At 75.3% G+C, this 17,479-nt stretch carries 17 protein-coding genes and 1 pseudogene; 5 read left to right on the top strand and 13 right to left on the bottom strand.

Annotated features, from left to right (window positions below; translation table 11 throughout):
- Positions 1 to 13 precede the first annotated feature (13 nt).
- Entirely contained in the window at positions 14 to 910 is an 897-nt protein-coding gene (truB, locus tag MTO91_RS07960) for a tRNA pseudouridine(55) synthase TruB (RefSeq protein ID WP_405418560.1), read from the bottom strand.
- A 9-nt stretch (positions 911 to 919) separates the two neighbouring features.
- Positions 920 to 1,579, bottom strand: a complete 660-nt coding sequence (locus MTO91_RS07955) for a response regulator transcription factor (protein ID WP_405418562.1) — start codon at positions 1,577 to 1,579, stop codon at positions 920 to 922.
- A 118-nt stretch (positions 1,580 to 1,697) separates the two neighbouring features.
- Between MTO91_RS07955 and MTO91_RS07950 the strand changes: the two genes are divergently transcribed.
- A complete protein-coding gene (locus MTO91_RS07950) occupies positions 1,698 to 3,170 on the top strand; it encodes a cation:dicarboxylate symporter family transporter (RefSeq protein WP_405418563.1) in 1,473 nt (490 codons plus the stop codon).
- A 121-nt stretch (positions 3,171 to 3,291) separates the two neighbouring features.
- Entirely contained in the window at positions 3,292 to 5,070 is a 1,779-nt protein-coding gene (locus MTO91_RS07945; protein ID WP_405418565.1) for a sensor histidine kinase, read from the top strand.
- A gap of 156 nt (positions 5,071 to 5,226) precedes the next feature.
- On the opposite strand, the gene MTO91_RS07940 is transcribed toward MTO91_RS07945, so the two are convergent.
- The 9 genes from MTO91_RS07940 to rimP all read right to left on the bottom strand — a co-directional run bounded on the left by MTO91_RS07940 (position 5,227) and on the right by rimP (position 14,541).
- Complete coding sequence (locus MTO91_RS07940) at positions 5,227 to 6,630, bottom strand: MATE family efflux transporter (RefSeq protein WP_405418566.1); 1,404 nt, start codon at positions 6,628 to 6,630, stop codon at positions 5,227 to 5,229.
- Complete coding sequence (locus MTO91_RS07935) at positions 6,627 to 7,268, bottom strand: class I SAM-dependent methyltransferase (RefSeq protein WP_374231413.1); 642 nt, start codon at positions 7,266 to 7,268, stop codon at positions 6,627 to 6,629. Before MTO91_RS07935 ends, MTO91_RS07940 begins: the two co-directional genes overlap by 4 nt.
- 129 nt (positions 7,269 to 7,397) lie before the next feature.
- Positions 7,398 to 8,396: a DHH family phosphoesterase gene (locus MTO91_RS07930; RefSeq protein ID WP_476654163.1), complete on the bottom strand. Its 999-nt coding sequence runs from the start codon at positions 8,394 to 8,396 to the stop codon at positions 7,398 to 7,400.
- Positions 8,393 to 8,839, bottom strand: coding sequence for a 30S ribosome-binding factor RbfA (gene rbfA / locus MTO91_RS07925; protein WP_476654162.1), 447 nt, complete (start codon positions 8,837 to 8,839; stop codon positions 8,393 to 8,395). Before rbfA ends, MTO91_RS07930 begins: the two co-directional genes overlap by 4 nt.
- 108 nt (positions 8,840 to 8,947) lie before the next feature.
- On the bottom strand, positions 8,948 to 9,241 hold the full coding sequence (locus MTO91_RS07920; RefSeq protein WP_062401124.1) for a DUF503 domain-containing protein: 294 nt from the start codon (positions 9,239 to 9,241) through the stop codon (positions 8,948 to 8,950).
- A 69-nt stretch (positions 9,242 to 9,310) separates the two neighbouring features.
- Complete coding sequence (gene infB / locus MTO91_RS07915) at positions 9,311 to 12,361, bottom strand: translation initiation factor IF-2 (RefSeq protein ID WP_476654161.1); 3,051 nt, start codon at positions 12,359 to 12,361, stop codon at positions 9,311 to 9,313.
- Between the two features lie 97 nt (positions 12,362 to 12,458).
- Complete coding sequence (locus MTO91_RS07910; protein ID WP_405418568.1) at positions 12,459 to 12,845, bottom strand: YlxR family protein; 387 nt, start codon at positions 12,843 to 12,845, stop codon at positions 12,459 to 12,461.
- Positions 12,846 to 12,880: 35 nt separating this feature from the next.
- Positions 12,881 to 13,924, bottom strand: a complete 1,044-nt coding sequence (gene nusA / locus MTO91_RS07905) for a transcription termination factor NusA (RefSeq protein ID WP_208826701.1) — start codon at positions 13,922 to 13,924, stop codon at positions 12,881 to 12,883.
- Entirely contained in the window at positions 13,921 to 14,541 is a 621-nt protein-coding gene (gene rimP / locus MTO91_RS07900) for a ribosome maturation factor RimP (protein ID WP_405418569.1), read from the bottom strand. Before rimP ends, nusA begins: the two co-directional genes overlap by 4 nt.
- A gap of 322 nt (positions 14,542 to 14,863) precedes the next feature.
- Here rimP and MTO91_RS07895 point away from each other — a divergent pair, with 322 nt between their 5' ends.
- Positions 14,864 to 15,409, top strand: coding sequence for a hypothetical protein (locus MTO91_RS07895; protein ID WP_405418570.1), 546 nt, complete (start codon positions 14,864 to 14,866; stop codon positions 15,407 to 15,409).
- The gene (locus MTO91_RS07890) at positions 15,406 to 15,888 is read left to right on the top strand and encodes a ferritin-like domain-containing protein (protein WP_062401114.1); all 483 of its coding nucleotides are present in this window, start codon (positions 15,406 to 15,408) and stop codon (positions 15,886 to 15,888) included. Before MTO91_RS07895 ends, MTO91_RS07890 begins: the two co-directional genes overlap by 4 nt.
- Before the next feature lie 13 nt (positions 15,889 to 15,901).
- On the opposite strand, the gene MTO91_RS07885 is transcribed toward MTO91_RS07890, so the two are convergent.
- Both MTO91_RS07885 and MTO91_RS07880 read right to left on the bottom strand, forming a co-directional pair.
- The gene (locus tag MTO91_RS07885) at positions 15,902 to 16,399 is read right to left on the bottom strand and encodes an aminotransferase class V-fold PLP-dependent enzyme (protein WP_405421910.1); all 498 of its coding nucleotides are present in this window, start codon (positions 16,397 to 16,399) and stop codon (positions 15,902 to 15,904) included.
- 7 nt (positions 16,400 to 16,406) lie between these two features.
- Positions 16,407 to 16,766 (bottom strand): annotated as a pseudogene (locus tag MTO91_RS07880) (aminotransferase class V-fold PLP-dependent enzyme); the annotation flags it as partial.
- A 241-nt stretch (positions 16,767 to 17,007) separates the two neighbouring features.
- On the opposite strand from MTO91_RS07880, the gene MTO91_RS07875 reads away from it, so the two are divergent.
- Complete coding sequence (locus tag MTO91_RS07875; RefSeq protein WP_178376808.1) at positions 17,008 to 17,418, top strand: secondary thiamine-phosphate synthase enzyme YjbQ; 411 nt, start codon at positions 17,008 to 17,010, stop codon at positions 17,416 to 17,418.
- The last annotated feature ends 61 nt before the right edge of the window (positions 17,419 to 17,479 follow it).

Below are 17,479 nucleotides of genomic sequence, written 5' to 3'. Positions count from 1 at the left end.
GCCGGTCCGGGGCTCAGCCGGCCGGGGCGAGCACGACGACCGGGCGGGCGGCGGCGCCGCGGTCGGCCATCAGGGCCAACGCGGCGCCGTCCGGGGCGAACACGCCGTAGGTGCCCTCGATCCCGGCCGCGGGCAGCGACTTGCCGAACCGCACGTCGGTGGCGGCGGACGCGTCGAGGTCGACGCGGGGGAACGCCGTCGCGACGGCCGCGGCGAGGTCCAGCGACAGACCCGGGTCGTCGGCGAGCTGCTCGACGGTGCGCGCGTGCTCCAGGGTGAACGGTCCGACCCGGGTGCGTCGCAGCGCGGTCAGGTGGCCGGCGGAGCCCAGCGCGGCGCCGAGGTCGCGGGCGAGCGCGCGGACGTAGGTGCCCGAGGAGCAGTCGACGGCGACGTCCAGGTCGCACCACGGCCCCTCGCGGCGCACCGCGAGCAGCTCGAAGGCGGACACGGTGACCGGGCGGGCCGGGATCTCGACGGTCTCGCCGTCGCGGACCCGCTGGTAGGCGCGCTTCCCGTCGATCCTGACCGCGGAGACCGCGCTGGGGACCTGCATGATCCCGCCCGTCAGCGCGGCCATCGCGGTCCGGAGAGCGGCGTCGTCGGCATCGACCGGGACGGGCTCGCCGACGGGCGTGCCCTCGGCGTCGTCGGTGTCGGTGGCCTGCCCGAGGCGCACGGTGGCGGTGTAGGCCTTGGTGTCCAGCGACAGGTGCCCGAGCAGCTTGGTGGCCCGCTCGATGCCGACGACCAGCACCCCGGTCGCCATCGGGTCCAGCGTCCCGGCGTGGCCGACCTTGCGGGTGCCCATGATCCGGCGGAGCTTCCCGACGACGTCGTGACTGGTCGGGCCCCGGTCCTTGTCGACGATCACGAGTCCGGGCGGCGGGGGCGGGTTGCGTGCGGGCACGCCGGGACGCTAACGCGCCAGCCGGTACCCGACTCCACGGACCGTCACCACGACGTCGCGGGTGCCCAGCTTCGACCGCAGCGACGCCACGTGCGCCTCCAGGGTGCGTGCCGCGGAGGCGTCGGCGATCCCCCACACCTGCTCCAGCAACTCGGTACGCGGCAGCACCGCACCCTCGCGGCGGGCGAGCGCGGCGAGCAGGTCGAACTCCTTGCGGGTCAGCGCGACCTCGGCGCCGCCCGCGGTCACCGCGCGCCGGTCGAGGTCGACGACGACGTCGCCGACGCTCACCGTCGCGGCCACCGCCGCGCCGGTGGCACGACGCAGGACGGCCTCGATCCGGGCGACGAGCTCCTCGGTGGAGACCGGCTTGACCAGGTAGTCGTCCGCGCCCGAGCGCAGGCCCTGCACCCGCGCCGCGACGTCGCCGCGGCCGGTGATCGCCAGGATCGGCACCCGGGACCGCTCCCGGATCTCCCGGCAGACGCCGATGCCGTCGCGGTCGGGCAGGCCCATGTCGAGCAGCACCACGTCGGGCTCCCGCTCGGCGACGGCCGCGATGGCCGCGGACCCGCTGGTCACGAGGTCGGTCGGGTAGCCCTGGCGGACGAGGCTGCGGCGCAACGCGTCGCCGAGGATCGCGTCGTCCTCGACCAGCAGCACCCGCACGCCGCCCACCCTAGCCACGCTTTCCTCAAAGCTTCCTCAAGCCCGGTGTCCCCGCGGTTGCCCCACGACACGACCCGACCCCATCGTTTCCCCACCGCACACGTCGAGGAGGACGGACATGGCCGAGGTCGCCAACGCAGACGGCTCGTCCGGGACGGGGTCGACCACCCCCACCCGGACCAAGAAGAAGGTCTACACCCAGCTCTGGTTCTGGGTCATCGTCGGCATCGTCTCCGGGATCCTGGTGGGCTTCCTCGCCCCCGGGTTCGCCAAGGAGACCAAGTGGCTGGCCGACACGTTCGTCCAGATGATCAAGGTCATCATCGGCCCGGTCATCTTCTGCACCGTGGTCGTCGGCATCGCCTCGCTGGGCAACCTGGCCCGCGCCGGCGGTCTCGCCGCCCGGGCGCTGGGCTACTTCCTGGTCATGACCGTCATCGCGCTGACGATGGGGCTCGTCGCGGGCAACGTGTTCCAGCCGGGCGCCGGATTCACCGGCCAGCCGAGCACGTCCGACCTCGCGAAGGCCACCGACCAGGCCGCGACCGGCAGTCAGGAGTCGGGTGTCATCCCGTTCATCCAGGACTCGCTGCTCCCGCACAGCTTCTTCGGCCCGTTCGTCGAGAACTCGGTGCTGCAGGTCCTGGTGCTGGCGATCCTGTCGGCCTGCGCCATCTCCTCGCTGAACCCGGCCCTGCGCAGCCGCCTGGTCGGCGGCATCGAGGGCATCGCCCAGGTCATCTTCGGCATCATCAAGATCATCATGTGGGCCGCACCGGTCGCCGCGTTCGGCGGCATGGCCTACACCGTCGGCCAGATGGGCGGCGGGTCGCTGGTCAACCTGCTCAAGCTGATGGCCGTGTTCTGGGGCACCTGCGCGGTGTTCGTGGTCGTCGTCCTCGGCGCGGTCTCCTGGGCCGCCGGGTTCAACGTCTTCAAGGTCATCCGGCTGATCAAGGACGAGCTGCTGATCATCGTCGGCACCTCGTCGTCGGAGTCGGTGCTCCCCCGCTTCCTCACGAAGCTCCAGTCCGCCGGTGCGTCGAAGCAGACCGTCGGCATGGTCATCCCGACCGGCTACTCGTTCAACCTCGACGGCACCTGCATCTACCTGACCCTGGGTGCGCTGTTCATCATCCAGGCCGGGGGCGAGGTCCTGCCGATCGGCGCGCAGATCGCGCTGGCCGTGCTCATGGTGCTGACCTCGAAGGGCGCCGCCGGTGTCACCGGCGCCGGGCTGGTCACCCTGGCCGCGTCGCTGCAGGCCTTCGGCGGGGAGTTCTTCACCCCCGAGGCCATCGTCGTCGGCCTCGCGCTGATCGTCGGCATCGACCGCATGATGTCCGAGGGCCGCGCACTGACCAACGCGATCGGCAACGTCGTCGCCACCCTGGTCGTCGCCCGCTGGAACGGCGAGCTCGACCGTGAGCGGCTCGCCGCGGTGCTCGACGACCCGACGCTGGTCGAGGCCGACATGGAGGCCGCGCACGGTGGCGGGGCCGCGGACGCCGAGATCGACGAGGCCGCCGACGGCGCCGCGAAGCCGGACGCCGACGAGTCCCGTCGCGAGAAGGTCGGCGCGGGCTCCTGACCGGGCACGTCCTCCTCCCATGACCGTCGCACCCCCGCGGAGCCCCGAGGCCCGCGGGGGTGTCGACGTCCCGGCCGGTGCACGGGTCCCACTGCCGCCCCCGCGGTGGCAGGCTGGGCCCGTGCGCCGGCCGCTCCGTTCCTTCCCTCCGCTGCGCCGCTCGCGGCTGGTGCGTCGGCTGTTCCTGCTGCAGGTCGTCACGGTGCTGCTCACCGTCGGCGGGCTCGCCGCGCTCGGCGGCTACGGGGCGAGCCGCCTGGAGCACGACGCCGCGGGCCGGCTCACCACCGGGATCGCGCTGTCGCTCGCCTCGGACCCCGAGGTCGTCGACGCCGTCCGCGACGGCGGCGGTCTCGCCGCCCTCTCCGCCCGCCTCCAGCCCATCGCCGAGCGGGTCCGGCGGGCCACCACCACCGGCTTCATCGTCGTGATGTCCCCGCAGGGCATCCGCTACAGCCACTACAACCCCGACGAGATCGGGCTGCCCTACCAGGGCAACATCGCCCCCGCGCTGGCCGGGCGGACCTCGACCGAGGTCTACACCGGCACCCTCGGGCCCTCGGTTCGCACCGTCACCCCGGTCCTGGTCGACGGCCGGATCGCCGCCGTCGTGTCCGTCGGCGTGCTGCAGACCCGGATCAGCGACCTCGCCCTGCGCTCGCTGCCCGGGATCGTCGCGGCCGCCGCGGCGGCGGTGCTCGTCGGCTCGGGGCTGGCGGTGCTGCTGGCCCGGCGGCTGCGCCGCCAGACCCTGGGGCTGGAGCCCGAGGACATCACCGCCGCCTACACCCACCACGAGGCGGTGCTGCACGCCGTCGGCGAGGGGCTGCTGGTCGTCGACGGCGACGGGCGGCTCGTCGTCGTCAACGCCGAGGCCCGGCGGCTGCTCGGCCTGCCCGGCCACGACTCCCCCGACGACCCCGCCGTACCGGGGCGGCCGCTCGCAGGCCTCGGCATGGATCCTGCCGTCGCCGCCGTGCTCACGAGCGGGCTGCGCTCGGACCTGCGTGACCGGGCCGCCCTGGCCGGGGAGCGGGTGCTGCTGGTCAACAGCAGGCACGCCGGGCCGGCCGCGGGCCCGGGGACGCGGGTGTTCACGCTGCGCGACCGCACCGAGCTGGCCGGGGTGCTGCGCGAGCGCGACGAGGCCCGCGACACCGTCGCCGCGCTGTCGGGCCAGGCCCACGAGTTCGGCAACCGGATGCAGACCGTCCTGACCTTGATCGAGCTCGGCGACACCGCCGACGCCGCGAAGGCCGGAACCGCCGCGCTCGACCGCACCCGCGGCCCCGCCGCGCAGGTCGTGGCCGCGGTCTACGACCCGGTCCTCGCCGCGCTGCTCGCGGACAAGGCGTGGCAGGCCGCCGAGCAGGACGTCATCCTGACCGTCACCGACACCTGCGACCCCGGCGTCCTGCCGGACCTGCGGCTGCCGTTCGCCGCGGACGACCTGGTCTCGCTGGCCGGGAACCTCGTCGACAACGCGATCGAGGTGGTCGCCGGGCGCACCGGGGAGCGGTCGGTCGCGGTCGCGCTGAGCACCCCTCCGGACGACCGCGAGCTGCGGCTGGAGGTCGCCGACAGCGGTCCCGGCGTGCCCGAGGACACCGCCCGCGAGCTGTTCACCTTCGGGTTCAGCACCCGGGCCACGCGCGGCGGCCGCCCCCGCGGCATCGGGCTGGCCCTGGTCGACCGGATCGCCCGCCGCCTCGGCGGGTCGGTGACGGTCGGTACCCGCGACGACGGCAGCGGCGCCGTGTTCACCGTGCGGCTGCCGCTCCCGGCCGGGTCCCCCGGGGACGACGGGAACACCGGGCCGCCGGAGGACCCCGGGGCGCCGCTCCACCGGCCGGGTGCCGCCGTCCACCGTCCGGAGACCCCGGCCACCGACCGGGGCTGAACCCCGCCACCACCGGGCCCCGGGCGCGCCGCGCGGGACGTCGCCCGGTGCCCCGTCCCGGAACCGCCCGGTGGCACGTCGTGCACCTCCGGACCTCCGCACCGGGTGCCGGGTGTGCCACTCCGCCGCCCGGGCTCCGTCGACGGGCCACGCGCGTCAGGCCCGGACCTCCCCCGGGACCGCCCAGCGCCCCGACCGCGCCCGCAGCCCCACCGCGACCAGGCGCACCACCATGAACGCGGCGAGCCCGGTCCAGATCCCGGCCAGCCCCCACCCGAACAGCAGCGACAGCCAGATCATCGGCAGGAACCCGCCGAGCGCGGCGAGCAGCGTCGTGGTGCGCAGGAAGGCCGCGTCACCGGCGCCGAGCAGCACGCCGTCCAGGGCGAACACCACCCCGGCGATCGGCTGCAGCGCGGTGAAGAACCACCACGCCGCGGGGATCGCCGCGAGGACCGCCGCGTCGCGGGTGAACACCGGCGGCAGGACGGGGTAGAGCGCGGCGAACAGCACGCCGAACCCGCAGCCGAGCACGAGGCCGTAGCGGGTGACCCGGGCGGCGAGCGACCGCGCCGGTCCGGTGTCCGCACGGTCGCCGTCCGCACCGTGTCCGCCGTCCGCACCGTGTCCGCCGTCCGCGCCACCCAGGGCGGCCCCGACCAGCGACTGCGCCGCGATCGCGACCGCATCGAGCACGAGGGACTGGAACACCCACAGCTGCAGCACGATCTGGTGCGCGGCGACGGACTCGGACCCGAACCGGGCGGCGACCGCCGTCGCGGACAGGAAGCAGGCCTGGAACCCCAGCGACCGCACGATCAGGTCGCGGCCCATCGTCGCCTGCGAACGGAGCACCGCGGCGTCCGGGGCGAAGCGGACCGGGTCACCGGCGGGCGCGCGCCGGCGTTCGACGACCAGCGCCCGCAGGAACAGCGACGCCGCGACGGCCTGCCCCGCGACGTTGGCGATCGCCGAGCCCTCCAGCCCCCAGCCCGCCCAGTCCCCCGCCCCGTGCACCAGCAGCGGGCAGAGCAGCGCGGACAGCAGGTTGCCGCCGATCACGATCCACATCGGGCGACGGGTGTCCTGCACCCCGCGCATCCAGCCGTTGCCGGCCAGCGTCACCAGGACCAGCGGGGCGCCGAGCAGCGCGATCCGCAGCCACGACACCGCGCCCTCGGCGATCACCGGGTCCCCGGCGAGCAGCCCCGCCAGCGGTGCCGCGGCGAGCTGTCCGAGCACGACGACCAGCAGCCCGACGCCCAGCGCCAGCCAGGTCGCCTGCACACCCTCCGCCACCGCGGCCGACCGGCGCCCGGCACCGTAGAACCGGGCCGCGCGCGCCGTCGTCCCGTAGGACAGGAACGTCAGCTGGGTCGTGACCTGCGCGAACAGCACCGCCGCGACGGCGAGCGAGGCCAGCGGCAGCCCACCCAGCCGCCCGACGACGGCGGTGTCGACCAGCAGGAACAGCGGCTCGGCCGCCAGCACCGGGAGCGCGGGCAGTGCGAGCCGGAGGATGTCACGGGGCCCGCCCGCGATGGGGGCGGACCGGGTCACCGACGGGGACGACGGCAGAGGAAGCAGAATGCGGGCGGCAGGTTGCGCCACACCGTGCGGGTCATCACGACCTCGTCGAACGTGTCGTGCAGGGCCGCCTTGAACCGCCGCGCCGAGGGCATCGGCAGGGTGTGGGAGTAGGCGAACGTCGCGAACGCACCGGTCTCCCCCACCGCCCCGACGACCTGGTCGAGGATCTCCTGCTGCATCGCCCGGTCGAACAGCGACCAGGGCAGCCCGGAGATCACCGCGTCGACCGAGGTGATGTCGCGCTCGGCGAGCAGCGACCCCAGCTTGCGGGCGTCACCGTTCACGACCTCGACGCCCGGGTGGCGGTCCTGCAGGAAGCGGGCCATCCGCGGGTCGAGCTCGACGGCCAGATGCCGGCCCTCCGGCGGGAGCCGCCTGCCGACCTGCGTGGTGACGGCGCCGGTGCCCGGCCCCAGCTCCACGACGACCGGCGCGCCGTGACCCGGCGCGATACGGGCCAGCTTGGCCGACAGCCGCGGCGAGCTCGGCCACACCGCACCCACCTGGGCCGGGTTGCGCAGCCAGGCCCGGAGGAACTCCGGCCACCCGCTGGGCTCGTTGCCGTGACTGTCGTCGCCCCCGCGGGCCGCAGCGGGCTCGGATCGCACCGCTCACCTCCTGGTCTCGCGGGACACGCTACGTGCCCCGGTGCCGCGACACCGGACCGCCCCGAGGTCCATCCGATCGTGGTGTCGCGGCGATGTACCCCGGATGAACCCGATCAACCGGGCACGTGCTCAGCGGGCCAGCTCCGCCCGGAGCAGCTCCAGGAGCCCGTCGCGGGTACCGGAGCGCTCGAACCCGGCGGCACCGGTGTGCCCGCCGCCGCCGAGCGTCGTCGCCACCCGGGACAGGTCCGGGGACCCGTTACCGCGCAGCGACACCGACCACTCCCCCGGTGCCGTCTCGGTCAGCAGCGCCGCCACCCCGCCCCCGGCCGCGGCCTGCAGCGGCCCGACCAGGGCGACCGTGCGGTCCCGGAACCGGGTCGCCGTCGCCACGTCGACGGCGGCCCATACCAGGTCGGCCCCCGCCGCGACGCCCGCCTCCCGGTGCGCCCCGGCCAGCACCGTGGCCTGCGCGGCGAGCCATGCGAACGGCACCGGACCGCCGATGTCCCGCAGCAGCGGCGCGGGCTCGGCACCGGCCTCGACGAGCTCGGCGCCCAGCCGGAGCGCCTCCGCACCACCCCGCCGGAAACCACCGGTGTCGGTGTAGAGCCCCGCGAACAGGGACCGGGCGAGGACCGCGTCCAGCGGGGCGCCCAGCTCGGCGAGCACCGCCCGGACGAGCGTCACCGTCGCCGGGGCGCCCGGGTCGACGAGGTACCGGTCCGTGAACGCCACGAACGACGCGTGGTGGTCCACCGCCAGCGACGACCCGGACGTGTCCAGCACCGGTTCCAGGTCCCCCAGCCGGCGGGACGACGAGATGTCGCAGCAGACCAGCAGGTCCGGCGCGCGCGGCGCGTCCACCGAGGCGACGACCAGCCCGTCGGGGTCGAGGGTGTCGACCAGCCCGGCGGGCACCGGGTCCGGCCCGCCGAACGACACGGTGACCGGGGTCCCCGCGCGGTGCAGCGCCGTGGCCAGGGCCAGGGCGCTGCCCGCGGCGTCCGCGTCGGGCCGGACGTGCCCGACCACGAGCACGTCACGGGCCCGGCGCAGCACCGCCGCGGCCCCGGCCGGGTCGACCGGACCGGGACCCGGGACGGGCTCGTGCGCGCCGCCGGTCACTCGGCGTCGGTCTCCCGCGGGGCCTTGTACGGGTCCGCGTCCCCCGCCGGCGACGCCGTGGCCGCCAGCCGGGCCACCTCCTCGTCGGAGGCGCGGGTGCGGGCCAGCAGCTCCTCCATCCGGCGGGCCGTGTCCGGCACCGCGTCCAGCACGAACGCGAGGCTCGGCGTGTGCCGCACCCCGGTCTGCTGCCCCACCCGGCTGCGGAGCACCCCGCTCGCGCTCTGCAGCGCGGCGGCGGCCCCCGCGGTGTCCGGCTCCTCCTCCAGCGAGGCACCCATGACCGTGTAGAACACGGTCGCCTCGCGCAGGTCGCCGGTGACACGGGTGTCGGTGATCGTCACCATCGCCAGCCGCGGATCCTTCACCTCGCGCTCGAGGGCCTCCGCGACGATCTGCGAGATCCGCTTCGCGAGCTTACGCGCGCGGGCCTGGTCGACCATGTCCTGCTCCTTCCAGCGGGTCGTGCGAGCCCGAGTCTAGGCACGGGTCGCGGGGTCACGCCGCGTTCGATTCTCGGTCCTGCCGGTTCGTCCCCCGCCCGCCGGGACTCAGTCGTCGTCGGGGCCGAACAGCCGGGTCCGGGCCGACAGCAGCTCCAGCTCGGGGCGGGCGGCCACCAGCCGCTCGCACCGCTCCAGCAGGGCACGGACGTGCCCCGCGTCGGCGGCGACACAGCTCACCCCGATCAGCGCACGGCGGTGCAGGTCCAGATGGCCCGCCTCGGCCGCCGCCACCTCGAACCGGCGCAGCTCGGCCAGCAGCGGACGCACCGCCGAACGCTTCTGCTTCAGCGACCGGACGTCGCCGAGCAGCACGTCACACTCCAGGGAGCCGACGTACACACACACCTCCGCTGACGCCGACGGGGCGGCCGGTGACCGGCCGCCCCGTCGGAGCGCGTTCGTCAGCCGCTAGTCGCGCGGCTTCTCCCGCATCTCGAACGTCTCGATGACGTCGTCGACCTTGATGTCGCCGTAGGTACCGAGCGTCAGACCGCACTCGAAGCCCTCGCGGACCTCGACCACGTCGTCCTTGAACCGGCGCAGCGACGAGATCGGGAGGTTCTCGTGGATCACCTTCGAGTCGCGCAGCAGGCGCGCCCGGGCGTTCCGGCGGATCTCCCCGCTCATCACCAGGCAACCGGCGATCGTGCCGAACTTCGAGGACTTGAAGACCTCGCGGACCTCCGCGCGGCCCAGCTCGACCTCCTCGTACTCCGGCTTGAGCATGCCCTTGAGGGCCGCCTCGATCTCGTCGATCGCCTGGTAGATCACCGAGTAGTAGCGGATCTCGACGCCCTCGCGGTTGGCCAGCTCGGTGGCCTTGCCCTCGGCACGGACGTTGAAGCCCATGACGATGACGTTGTCCGCGATGGCGAGGTTGATGTCGCCCTCGGTGATTCCGCCGACGCCGCGGTGGATGACCCGCAGCTCGACCTCCTCACCCACGTCCAGCTTCATCAGGGCTTCCTCGAGCGCCTCGACGGTGCCCGAGTTGTCACCCTTGATGATCAGGTTGAGGGTGTTGGTCTCCTTCAGCGCGGCGTCCAGGTCCTCCAGGCTGACGCGCTTGCGACGGCTCGCCAGCTCGGCGTTCCGCTCGCGGGCACGCCGCCGGTCGGCGATCTGGCGCGCGACCCGGTCCTCGTCCACGACGAGGAACGTGTCGCCCGCACCCGGCACCGACGTCAGACCGATGACCTGCACCGGACGCGACGGGAGCGCCTCGGTGACGTCCTGGCCGTGCTCGTCGACCATGCGCCGGACGCGCCCGGAGGCGTCGCCGGCCACGACCGAGTCGCCGACCCGGAGCGTTCCGCGCTGGACCAGCACCGTGGCCACCGGGCCGCGGCCGCGGTCCAGGTGACCCTCGATGGTGACGCCCTGCGCCTCCATCTCGGGGTTGGCCCGCAGGTCGAGCGCCGCGTCGGCGGTCAGCAGGATCGCCTCGAGCAGGGCCTCGATGTTGGTGCCCTGCTTCGCGGAGATGTCGACGAACATGGTGTCGCCGCCGTACTCCTCGGCCACCAGGTTGTACTCGGTGAGCTGCTGGCGGATCTTCTGCGGGTTCGCACCCTCGACGTCGATCTTGTTGACCGCGACGACGATCGGCAGACCGGCCGCCTGCGCGTGGTTGATCGACTCGACGGTCTGCGGCATCACGCCGTCGTCCGCCGCCACCACGATGACCGCGATGTCGGTGGACTTCGCACCACGGGCACGCATGGCGGTGAACGCCTCGTGACCCGGGGTGTCGATGAACGTGATGAGCCGCTCCTCGCCCTCGAGCTCGGCCGCGACCTGGTAGGCGCCGATGTGCTGGGTGATGCCGCCGGCCTCGCCCTCGCGGACGTTCGCCTTGCGGACCGTGTCCAGCAGCCGCGTCTTACCGTGGTCGACGTGACCCATGACGGTCACGACCGGCGGACGCGCCTCGAGCGCGTCCTCGTCGCCCGGGTCACCGAACTCGATGTCGAACGACTCCAGCAGCGCACGGTCCTCCTCCTCGGGGGAGACGACCTGCACGCGGTAGTTCATCTCCTGGCCGAGCAGCTCCAGGATCTCGTCCGAGACCGACGCGGTGGCCGTGACCATCTCACCGAGGTGGAACAACACCTGCACCAGCGAGGCCGGGTTGGCGTTGATCTTCTCGGCGAAGTCGGTCAGCGACGCGCCACGCGGCAGCCGGACGGTCTCGCCGTTGCCCTTCGGCAGGCGGACGCCGCCCACCGAGGGAGCAGCCATGGCGTCGTACTCCTGGCGCTTCTGCCGCTTCGACTTGCGACCCCTGCGGGCCGGTCCGCCGGGACGGCCGAAGGCACCCGCGGCACCGCCGCGGCCACCGGGACGACCGCCGCCACCGGGACGACCACGGAATCCACCGGCCGGGGGCGGACCACCGGGACCGCCGCCACCGGGACGGAAACCGCCGCCACCGCCACCGGGACGACCGCCACCGGGGCCACCACGGCCACCGCCGGGGCCACCACGACCGCCGCCGGGGCCACCACGGCCACCGGCACCGGCGCCGGGACGCCCGGCAGCCGGACGCGCGGGCATCATGCCCGGGTTCGGCCGCGGAGGCATGTTGCCCGGGTTCGGACGGGGACCGCCCGAACCCGGAGCGCCGCCCGGACGGGGCGGACGCGGCGGAGCCTCACCGGAACGCGCGGCCGGAGCCTCGGGACGGCCGCCGCCCTGCTGGCCGCCACCGCCCTGCTGGGGCTGCGGCGGGCCGGGACGCGGGCCCGGCTTGGGCGAACCCTGGCCGACGCCGAACGGGTTGTTGCCGACGCGCGGCTGGCGCGGGCCCGGACGGGCGCCACGCTCGCCGGGCTGGCCGGCGGGACGCGGGGCGCCGCCGCCCTGGCCACCCTGTCCCTGTCCCTGTCCCTGGCCCGGACGGGGCGCGGGGGCGGGGGCGGGGGCGGGCTTCGGCGCGGCCGGACCCGGCTTCGGGGCCGCCGGACCGGGCTTCGGCGCGGCGGAACCGGGCCGCGGCGCGGCCGGGGCCTCGGCGGCCGCGGCGGGGGTCTCGACGGCCGGGGCCGCCGGGGCCTGCGGGCCGGGCTTGGGCGCGGCCGGTCCCGGCTTCGGGACGTCGGTGCGCGCCGCCGGCTGCGCCGGCGACGGGGCACCCGGGGTGGGTGCCGCGGGGGCCGGCGGACCCGGACGCGGGCCGGGCTTGGGGGCCGGACCCGGGGTCGGGCGCGACGGCGACGGGGCGCCGGAGCCACCGGCGCGCGGACGACCGCCACCGGGCGCGCCGGAACCGCGGCGCTGACCGCCGGCGGCGCCCCCACCGGAGGCCATCGCGTCGCGCAGCTTGCGCGCGACCGGGGCCTCCACGGTGGAGGAGGGGGACTTCACGTACTCCCCCAGGTCCTGCAGCTTGCTGAGGACCTGCTTACTGCTGATTCCGAGCTCTTTCGCGAGCTCGTGCACGCGGGCCTTGCCTGCCACTGCTCTCCTCATCCTGACCGGAGGCCGGGCGGCAGCATCCCGCTCGACCTCGAACCTAGTGTCGAAGCACGTTCATGGTGCGATCTTCACTGCTGGCTCATGACGGGTCGACCTTGCTTTCTTCCGATGACGGGTCCGAGAGGTTCCCGGGCCCCAGCGGGTCGCGCGGCTCCTGCAGCCACCGCCTGACGGCGGTGACGTCCGGTGCCGAGCGGACGCGTAACGCCCGGGCGAACGCCGAGCGTCGCTCGGCCCTGTCCAGGCACCCCGTCGAGAGGTGCAACCAGGCACCCCGTCCGGGGAGACGGCGGCGCGGATCCGGAATGCAACGTCCGTTCTCCACGACCACCCGCAACAGTACGTCGGCCCGTTCCCGGGTCCGGCACCCCACACAGGTCCGGATCGGAACCGACCGGGTGTGCGTGGGCGACGGTCCGCGACCGCGGGCCGATGACGAGTGTAGCGCAGGGCGATCGTCGGGCATTCCCTCGCCCGACCCCTGCTGTTGATCTCCGTCGGTCAGGACGGCTCCCCGGCGGGGTCGGCCGGCCCACCGTCGGGGGTGACCGGGTCGCGCGGGTCGGCGTCGCTGCGGATGTCGATCTTCCAGCCGGTGAGACGGGCGGCGAGCCGGGCGTTCTGCCCCTCCTTGCCGATCGCCAGCGACAGCTGGAAGTCCGGCACGACGACGCGGGCGATCCGGGCGCGCTCGTCGAGCACGGTCACCGAGACCACCTTCGACGGCGAGAGCGCGTTGCCGACGAACTCGGCCGGGTCCTCGGACCAGTCGATGATGTCGATCTTCTCGCCGGCCAGCTCGCCCATCACACCGCGCACCCGGGCACCCATCGGGCCGATGCAGGCGCCCTTGGCGTTGAGCCCGGAGCGGGTCGAGCGCACCGCGATCTTGGAACGGAACCCGGCCTCACGGGCCACCGAGACGATCTCGACGGAGCCGTCGACGAGCTCGGGCACCTCGAGGGCGAACAGCTTCCGCACCAGGTTCGGGTGGGTCCGCGAGAGTGTGATCGAGGTGCCCCGCGGGCCGCGGTTCACGCCGATGACGAAGCAGCGGATCCGGTCGCCGTGCCGGTAGACCTCACCCGGCACCTGCTCGGCGGCGGGCAGCACGGCCTCGGTGCCGCCGGAGAGCTCGACCACGACGACGCCGCGGGCGTTGGCGCGCGCGTCGCGCTGCACGATGCCCGCGACGACCTCGCCCTCCTTGGTGGAGAACTCGCCGTAGGTGCGTTCGTGCTCGGCGTCGCGCAGCCGCTGCAGGATGACCTGGCGGGCGGTGGTCGCCGCGATCCGGCCGAAGCCCTCCGGGGTGTCGTCGAACTCCGGGCCGGGGGTGCCGTCCTCGGAGGCGTCGGCCGCGTCGCGGACCATGACCCGCACCACACCGGTCTTGCGGTCGATGTCGACGCGGGCGTCCGCGTGGTGGCCGTCGGTGTGCCGGTAGGCGGTGAGCAGCGCCGTCTCGATGGCCGAGAGGACCGTCTCGAACGGGATCTCCTTGTCCCGCTCGATCGCGCGCAGCGCGGGGATGTCGACGTTCACCGGTTCTCCTCGTCGCGGACGGTCTCGGCGGCGCCGCCGTCGTGGTTCGTGGGGGCCCCGTCGGCCCCGTCGGTGCTGCCGGACAGCGCGTCCGGGTCGAGCAGTGCGGTCTCGGCGGGCGGTGCGGGCTTGAACTCGACCTGCACCTGGGCGTGCCGGATCCCGGCGAGCGGGATCTCCCGCCGTTCCGGCGCCTTCCGGCCGGGGACCGCGACGGCGACCGTGTCGCCGTCGAGCCGGCCGACCCGGGCCTCGACGACGGTGCCGTCGGTCAGGGTGATCCGCGCCAGGCGCAGGTAGGCCCGCCGCCAGTGCCGGGGCTCGGTGAGCGGCCGGTCGATCCCGGGCGAGGTCACCTCGAGCGTGTACGAGCCCTCGATGAGGTGCTCGTGCGGGTCCAGCTCGGCGGCCGCGGAGCGGCTGAGCCGGGCGATGACGTCGAGGTCGATGCCGGTCGCGGGCGAGGACTCGGGCAGGTCGACGACGAGCTTGACCGAGTGCCGTCGCCCGGCGGTGCGGACCTCCACGGCGTCGATCTCCAGCCCGGCCCCGTGGACCACCGGCTCGAGCACGCCGCGCAGCTGGTCTGCCAGCTGTGCGGGGTCCGGACTGCGCATCGGGTGACTCTCCTCGTGTCAGGGTGCCCGCCGCGGTGGCGACCGGTCGGCGGGGCTTCGGGTGGGCGTCGATCGTGGTGCCGTGACCGCCGGTGGGCGGGCACGTCGGACGCGTGCGGACGGCATGCGACGTCGGCGCCGCACACCGCGACGCGTCCGGCCGGGACCGGACGGTGCCGGTGACGGTGGGGACGGCCGACGAGCCTAGCGCGTCGGCCCGGCGGGCCGCCGGTCGGTGGCCCGTCGGTGGGCGGTCGTCCGCGGCCCGGGCGGGCACGGTCGGTGCCGGGCGGCCCGGCACGTGCTGGCAGCATGACCCGACGTGAACGACCGCGAGCCATCCGTGTCGCCCCGGGTGTCCCCGGCCGGGCCGCCGCCGTCGGTGGCCCCGTCGCCGGTGACCCGCCGCGGCGGTGTCCGCCCGACGCGGCGTCAGGTGCTGGCCACCGCGGCCGCGGTGGCCGCGACGGTGCCGCTGGCGGGCTGCTCGAGCGCGACGACGCGCACCGAGGACGCCTCCGACGCCCTGCTCGCGCTCGCCGACGCAGCCCGGTCCGACGCCGCGCTGGTCGTCGCCGCGGTGACCGGCGACCCGTCGCTCGCGGGCCGGCTGGAGCCGCTGCGCGCGGCCCGGATGGAGCACGCCGCCGCGCTGGACCAGGCGGGCGGGCGCACTCCCGGCCAGATCGCCGCCCCCGCGACACCGCCGTCGGGGGACCTCGCCGCGGTGCGCGACGCGGTCGCCGGGTCGGCCCGCAGCGCGGGCGAGGTCGTCCCCCGAGCCTCGGCGCTGCAGGTGGGTCTGGTCGCCGAGGTCGCCGCCTGCTGCGCCACCTACGCGGCGGTCCTGACCGGGGCGCCGGCGTGAGCGCGGGTCCTCGGCCGCGGCAGTCCTCCGACGACGAGCCGCAGGTCCCCCAGGTCACCGTCGAGGCGCTGCAGCGGGCACTCGCCTGCGAGCACGCGGCGCTGTGGGCGTACAAGATGGCGCTCGCGTTCATCCCGCCGGAGTGGGCGACCCGGGCCCGCGGCGACATCGAGGCCCACACCACCCTGCGCGGTCAGATCACCCAGACCCTGTCCGACATCGGGCAGCGGCCGGTCTCGGCGCAGCCGGCGTACGCCGCCCCGCAGCCCGTCGTCGACGGGGTGTCGGCCGGGGCGCTGCTGGTGTCGGCCGAGACCGACGCGATCGCCGCCTGGCGGTCGGTGACCGAGCGGTCGTCGTCGGTCCCGCTGCGCGAGGCCGGGCTCAAGGCGATGGTCGAGTGCACCGGCCGGCTCGCGTACTGGCGCGGGGTCACCGAGCGGTCCCCCGTCGTACCGGTGTTCCCCGGCCGCAGCTGAGGGGTCGCGGCGCTCAGCGGAGCGCCGCGGCGGCCGCCTCGACGTCGTCAGGGGTGGTCGACAGGTGGAACGCCAGCCGGGCGGCCCCGTCACGCACGGCGGCGGTGATCCCGGCCGCGGCCAGCCGGTCGGCCGCCCCCTCGGCGCGCACCGACACGATGGCCGACCCGGCGGGCGGCATCCCGAGCCGCTCGCGCAGGGTGTCCGCGAGACCGACGCAGTGCGCGCGCAGGCCGTCGGCGTCGAGCGAGGCCAGCCAGGGCAGCGTCACCGCGGCGCCGGCGTGGGCGAACCAGACGGGGGCCTCCTCGCCGCCGGCCGGCCCGGGCCGCGCGGGCGGGTCCGGGGTGTAGAGCCCGCCGCCCCAGCGGTCCCGGGTGCCGTACCAGCCCGCGGAGTGCGGGACGGGCTCCGGCCAGCACGCCCCGGCGGGCGGGCCCGTCCACCCACGACGGACGCCGGGCCAGCCAGGCGGTGCCGCGCGGCGCGAGCAGCCACTTGTACCCGGCACCGACGACGGCGTCGGCGTCGTGCAGACGCAGCGGGAGCCACCCGGCGGCCTGGGTGACGTCGAACAGCAGCCGCACGCCGCTGCGGGCGCGGGCGGCGAGCAGCGCGTCGACGTCGGTGATCGCGCCGTCGGCGGACTGCACCACCGACACCGCGACGAGGTCGTGGTCGGCGGCGTGGGCCGCCAGCTCCGGGAGCGGCACCTCGGTCACCCGGACCCCGCGGTGGGCCTGCACCGCGAACGGCCGGGTCACCGAGGAGAACTCGCCGCGGGCGACGAGCACGCGGGTGCCGTCGGGCACCGACGCGGCGAGCGGACCGATCAGGCCGGAGGTCGTGGCGCCCTGCGCGACGTCGGCGACCGGCACCCCGGTGATCGCGGCGAACCCCGCGCGGGCCGCCTCGACGTCGTCGTCGAAGTCCTTCGGCGAGGCCGCGCCGACCGCCCAGCGCGCCACGACGTCGGCGACCACCGCCGACGCCCGCAGCGGCGGGATGCCGATGCTCGCGGTGTTCAGGTAGCCGGGCCGGTGTGGCAGTTCCCACCCGGCGACGGTGACGGTGTCGTCCACGCTGCCCGAGCGTAGTGAGCGTCCTAGTGTCTCCGGTGTGCACAGCGAGCTGATCGAGATCCGGACCGGTTCCGAGGAGACCGTCGTGGACCTGACGCATCGGATCGAACGCTTCCTGTCCGACTGCGGTGCCGGTGACGGCCTGCTCAACGTCTTCGTGCCGCACGCGACGGCAGGCATCGCCGTCATCGAGACCGGCGCGGGCAGCGACTCCGACCTGCTCGAGCAGCTGCGCGAGCTGCTCCCCGCCGACGACCGGTGGCGGCACCGGCACGGCAGCTCCGGGCACGGGCGCGACCACGTACTGCCCGCGTTCGTGCCGCCGTCGACGACGGTGCCGGTGATCGACGGCCGCCCCGCGCTGGGGACCTGGCAGTCGATCTGCCTGGTCGACACCAACATCGACAACCCGACGCGTTCGGTGCGGCTGACGCTGCTGCCGGGCTGAGCCCCGCCGCACGCCCCGGACCGCCGGGCGACCGCGGTCGGCCGCCCGCCGGAACACCGCG

The sequence above is a fragment of the Pseudonocardia sp. 2-7 genome (genome assembly GCF_056341085.1).
The sequence above is the reverse complement of the archived record's forward strand: the minus strand, read 5'-3'. Positions and strand labels throughout refer to the sequence as shown.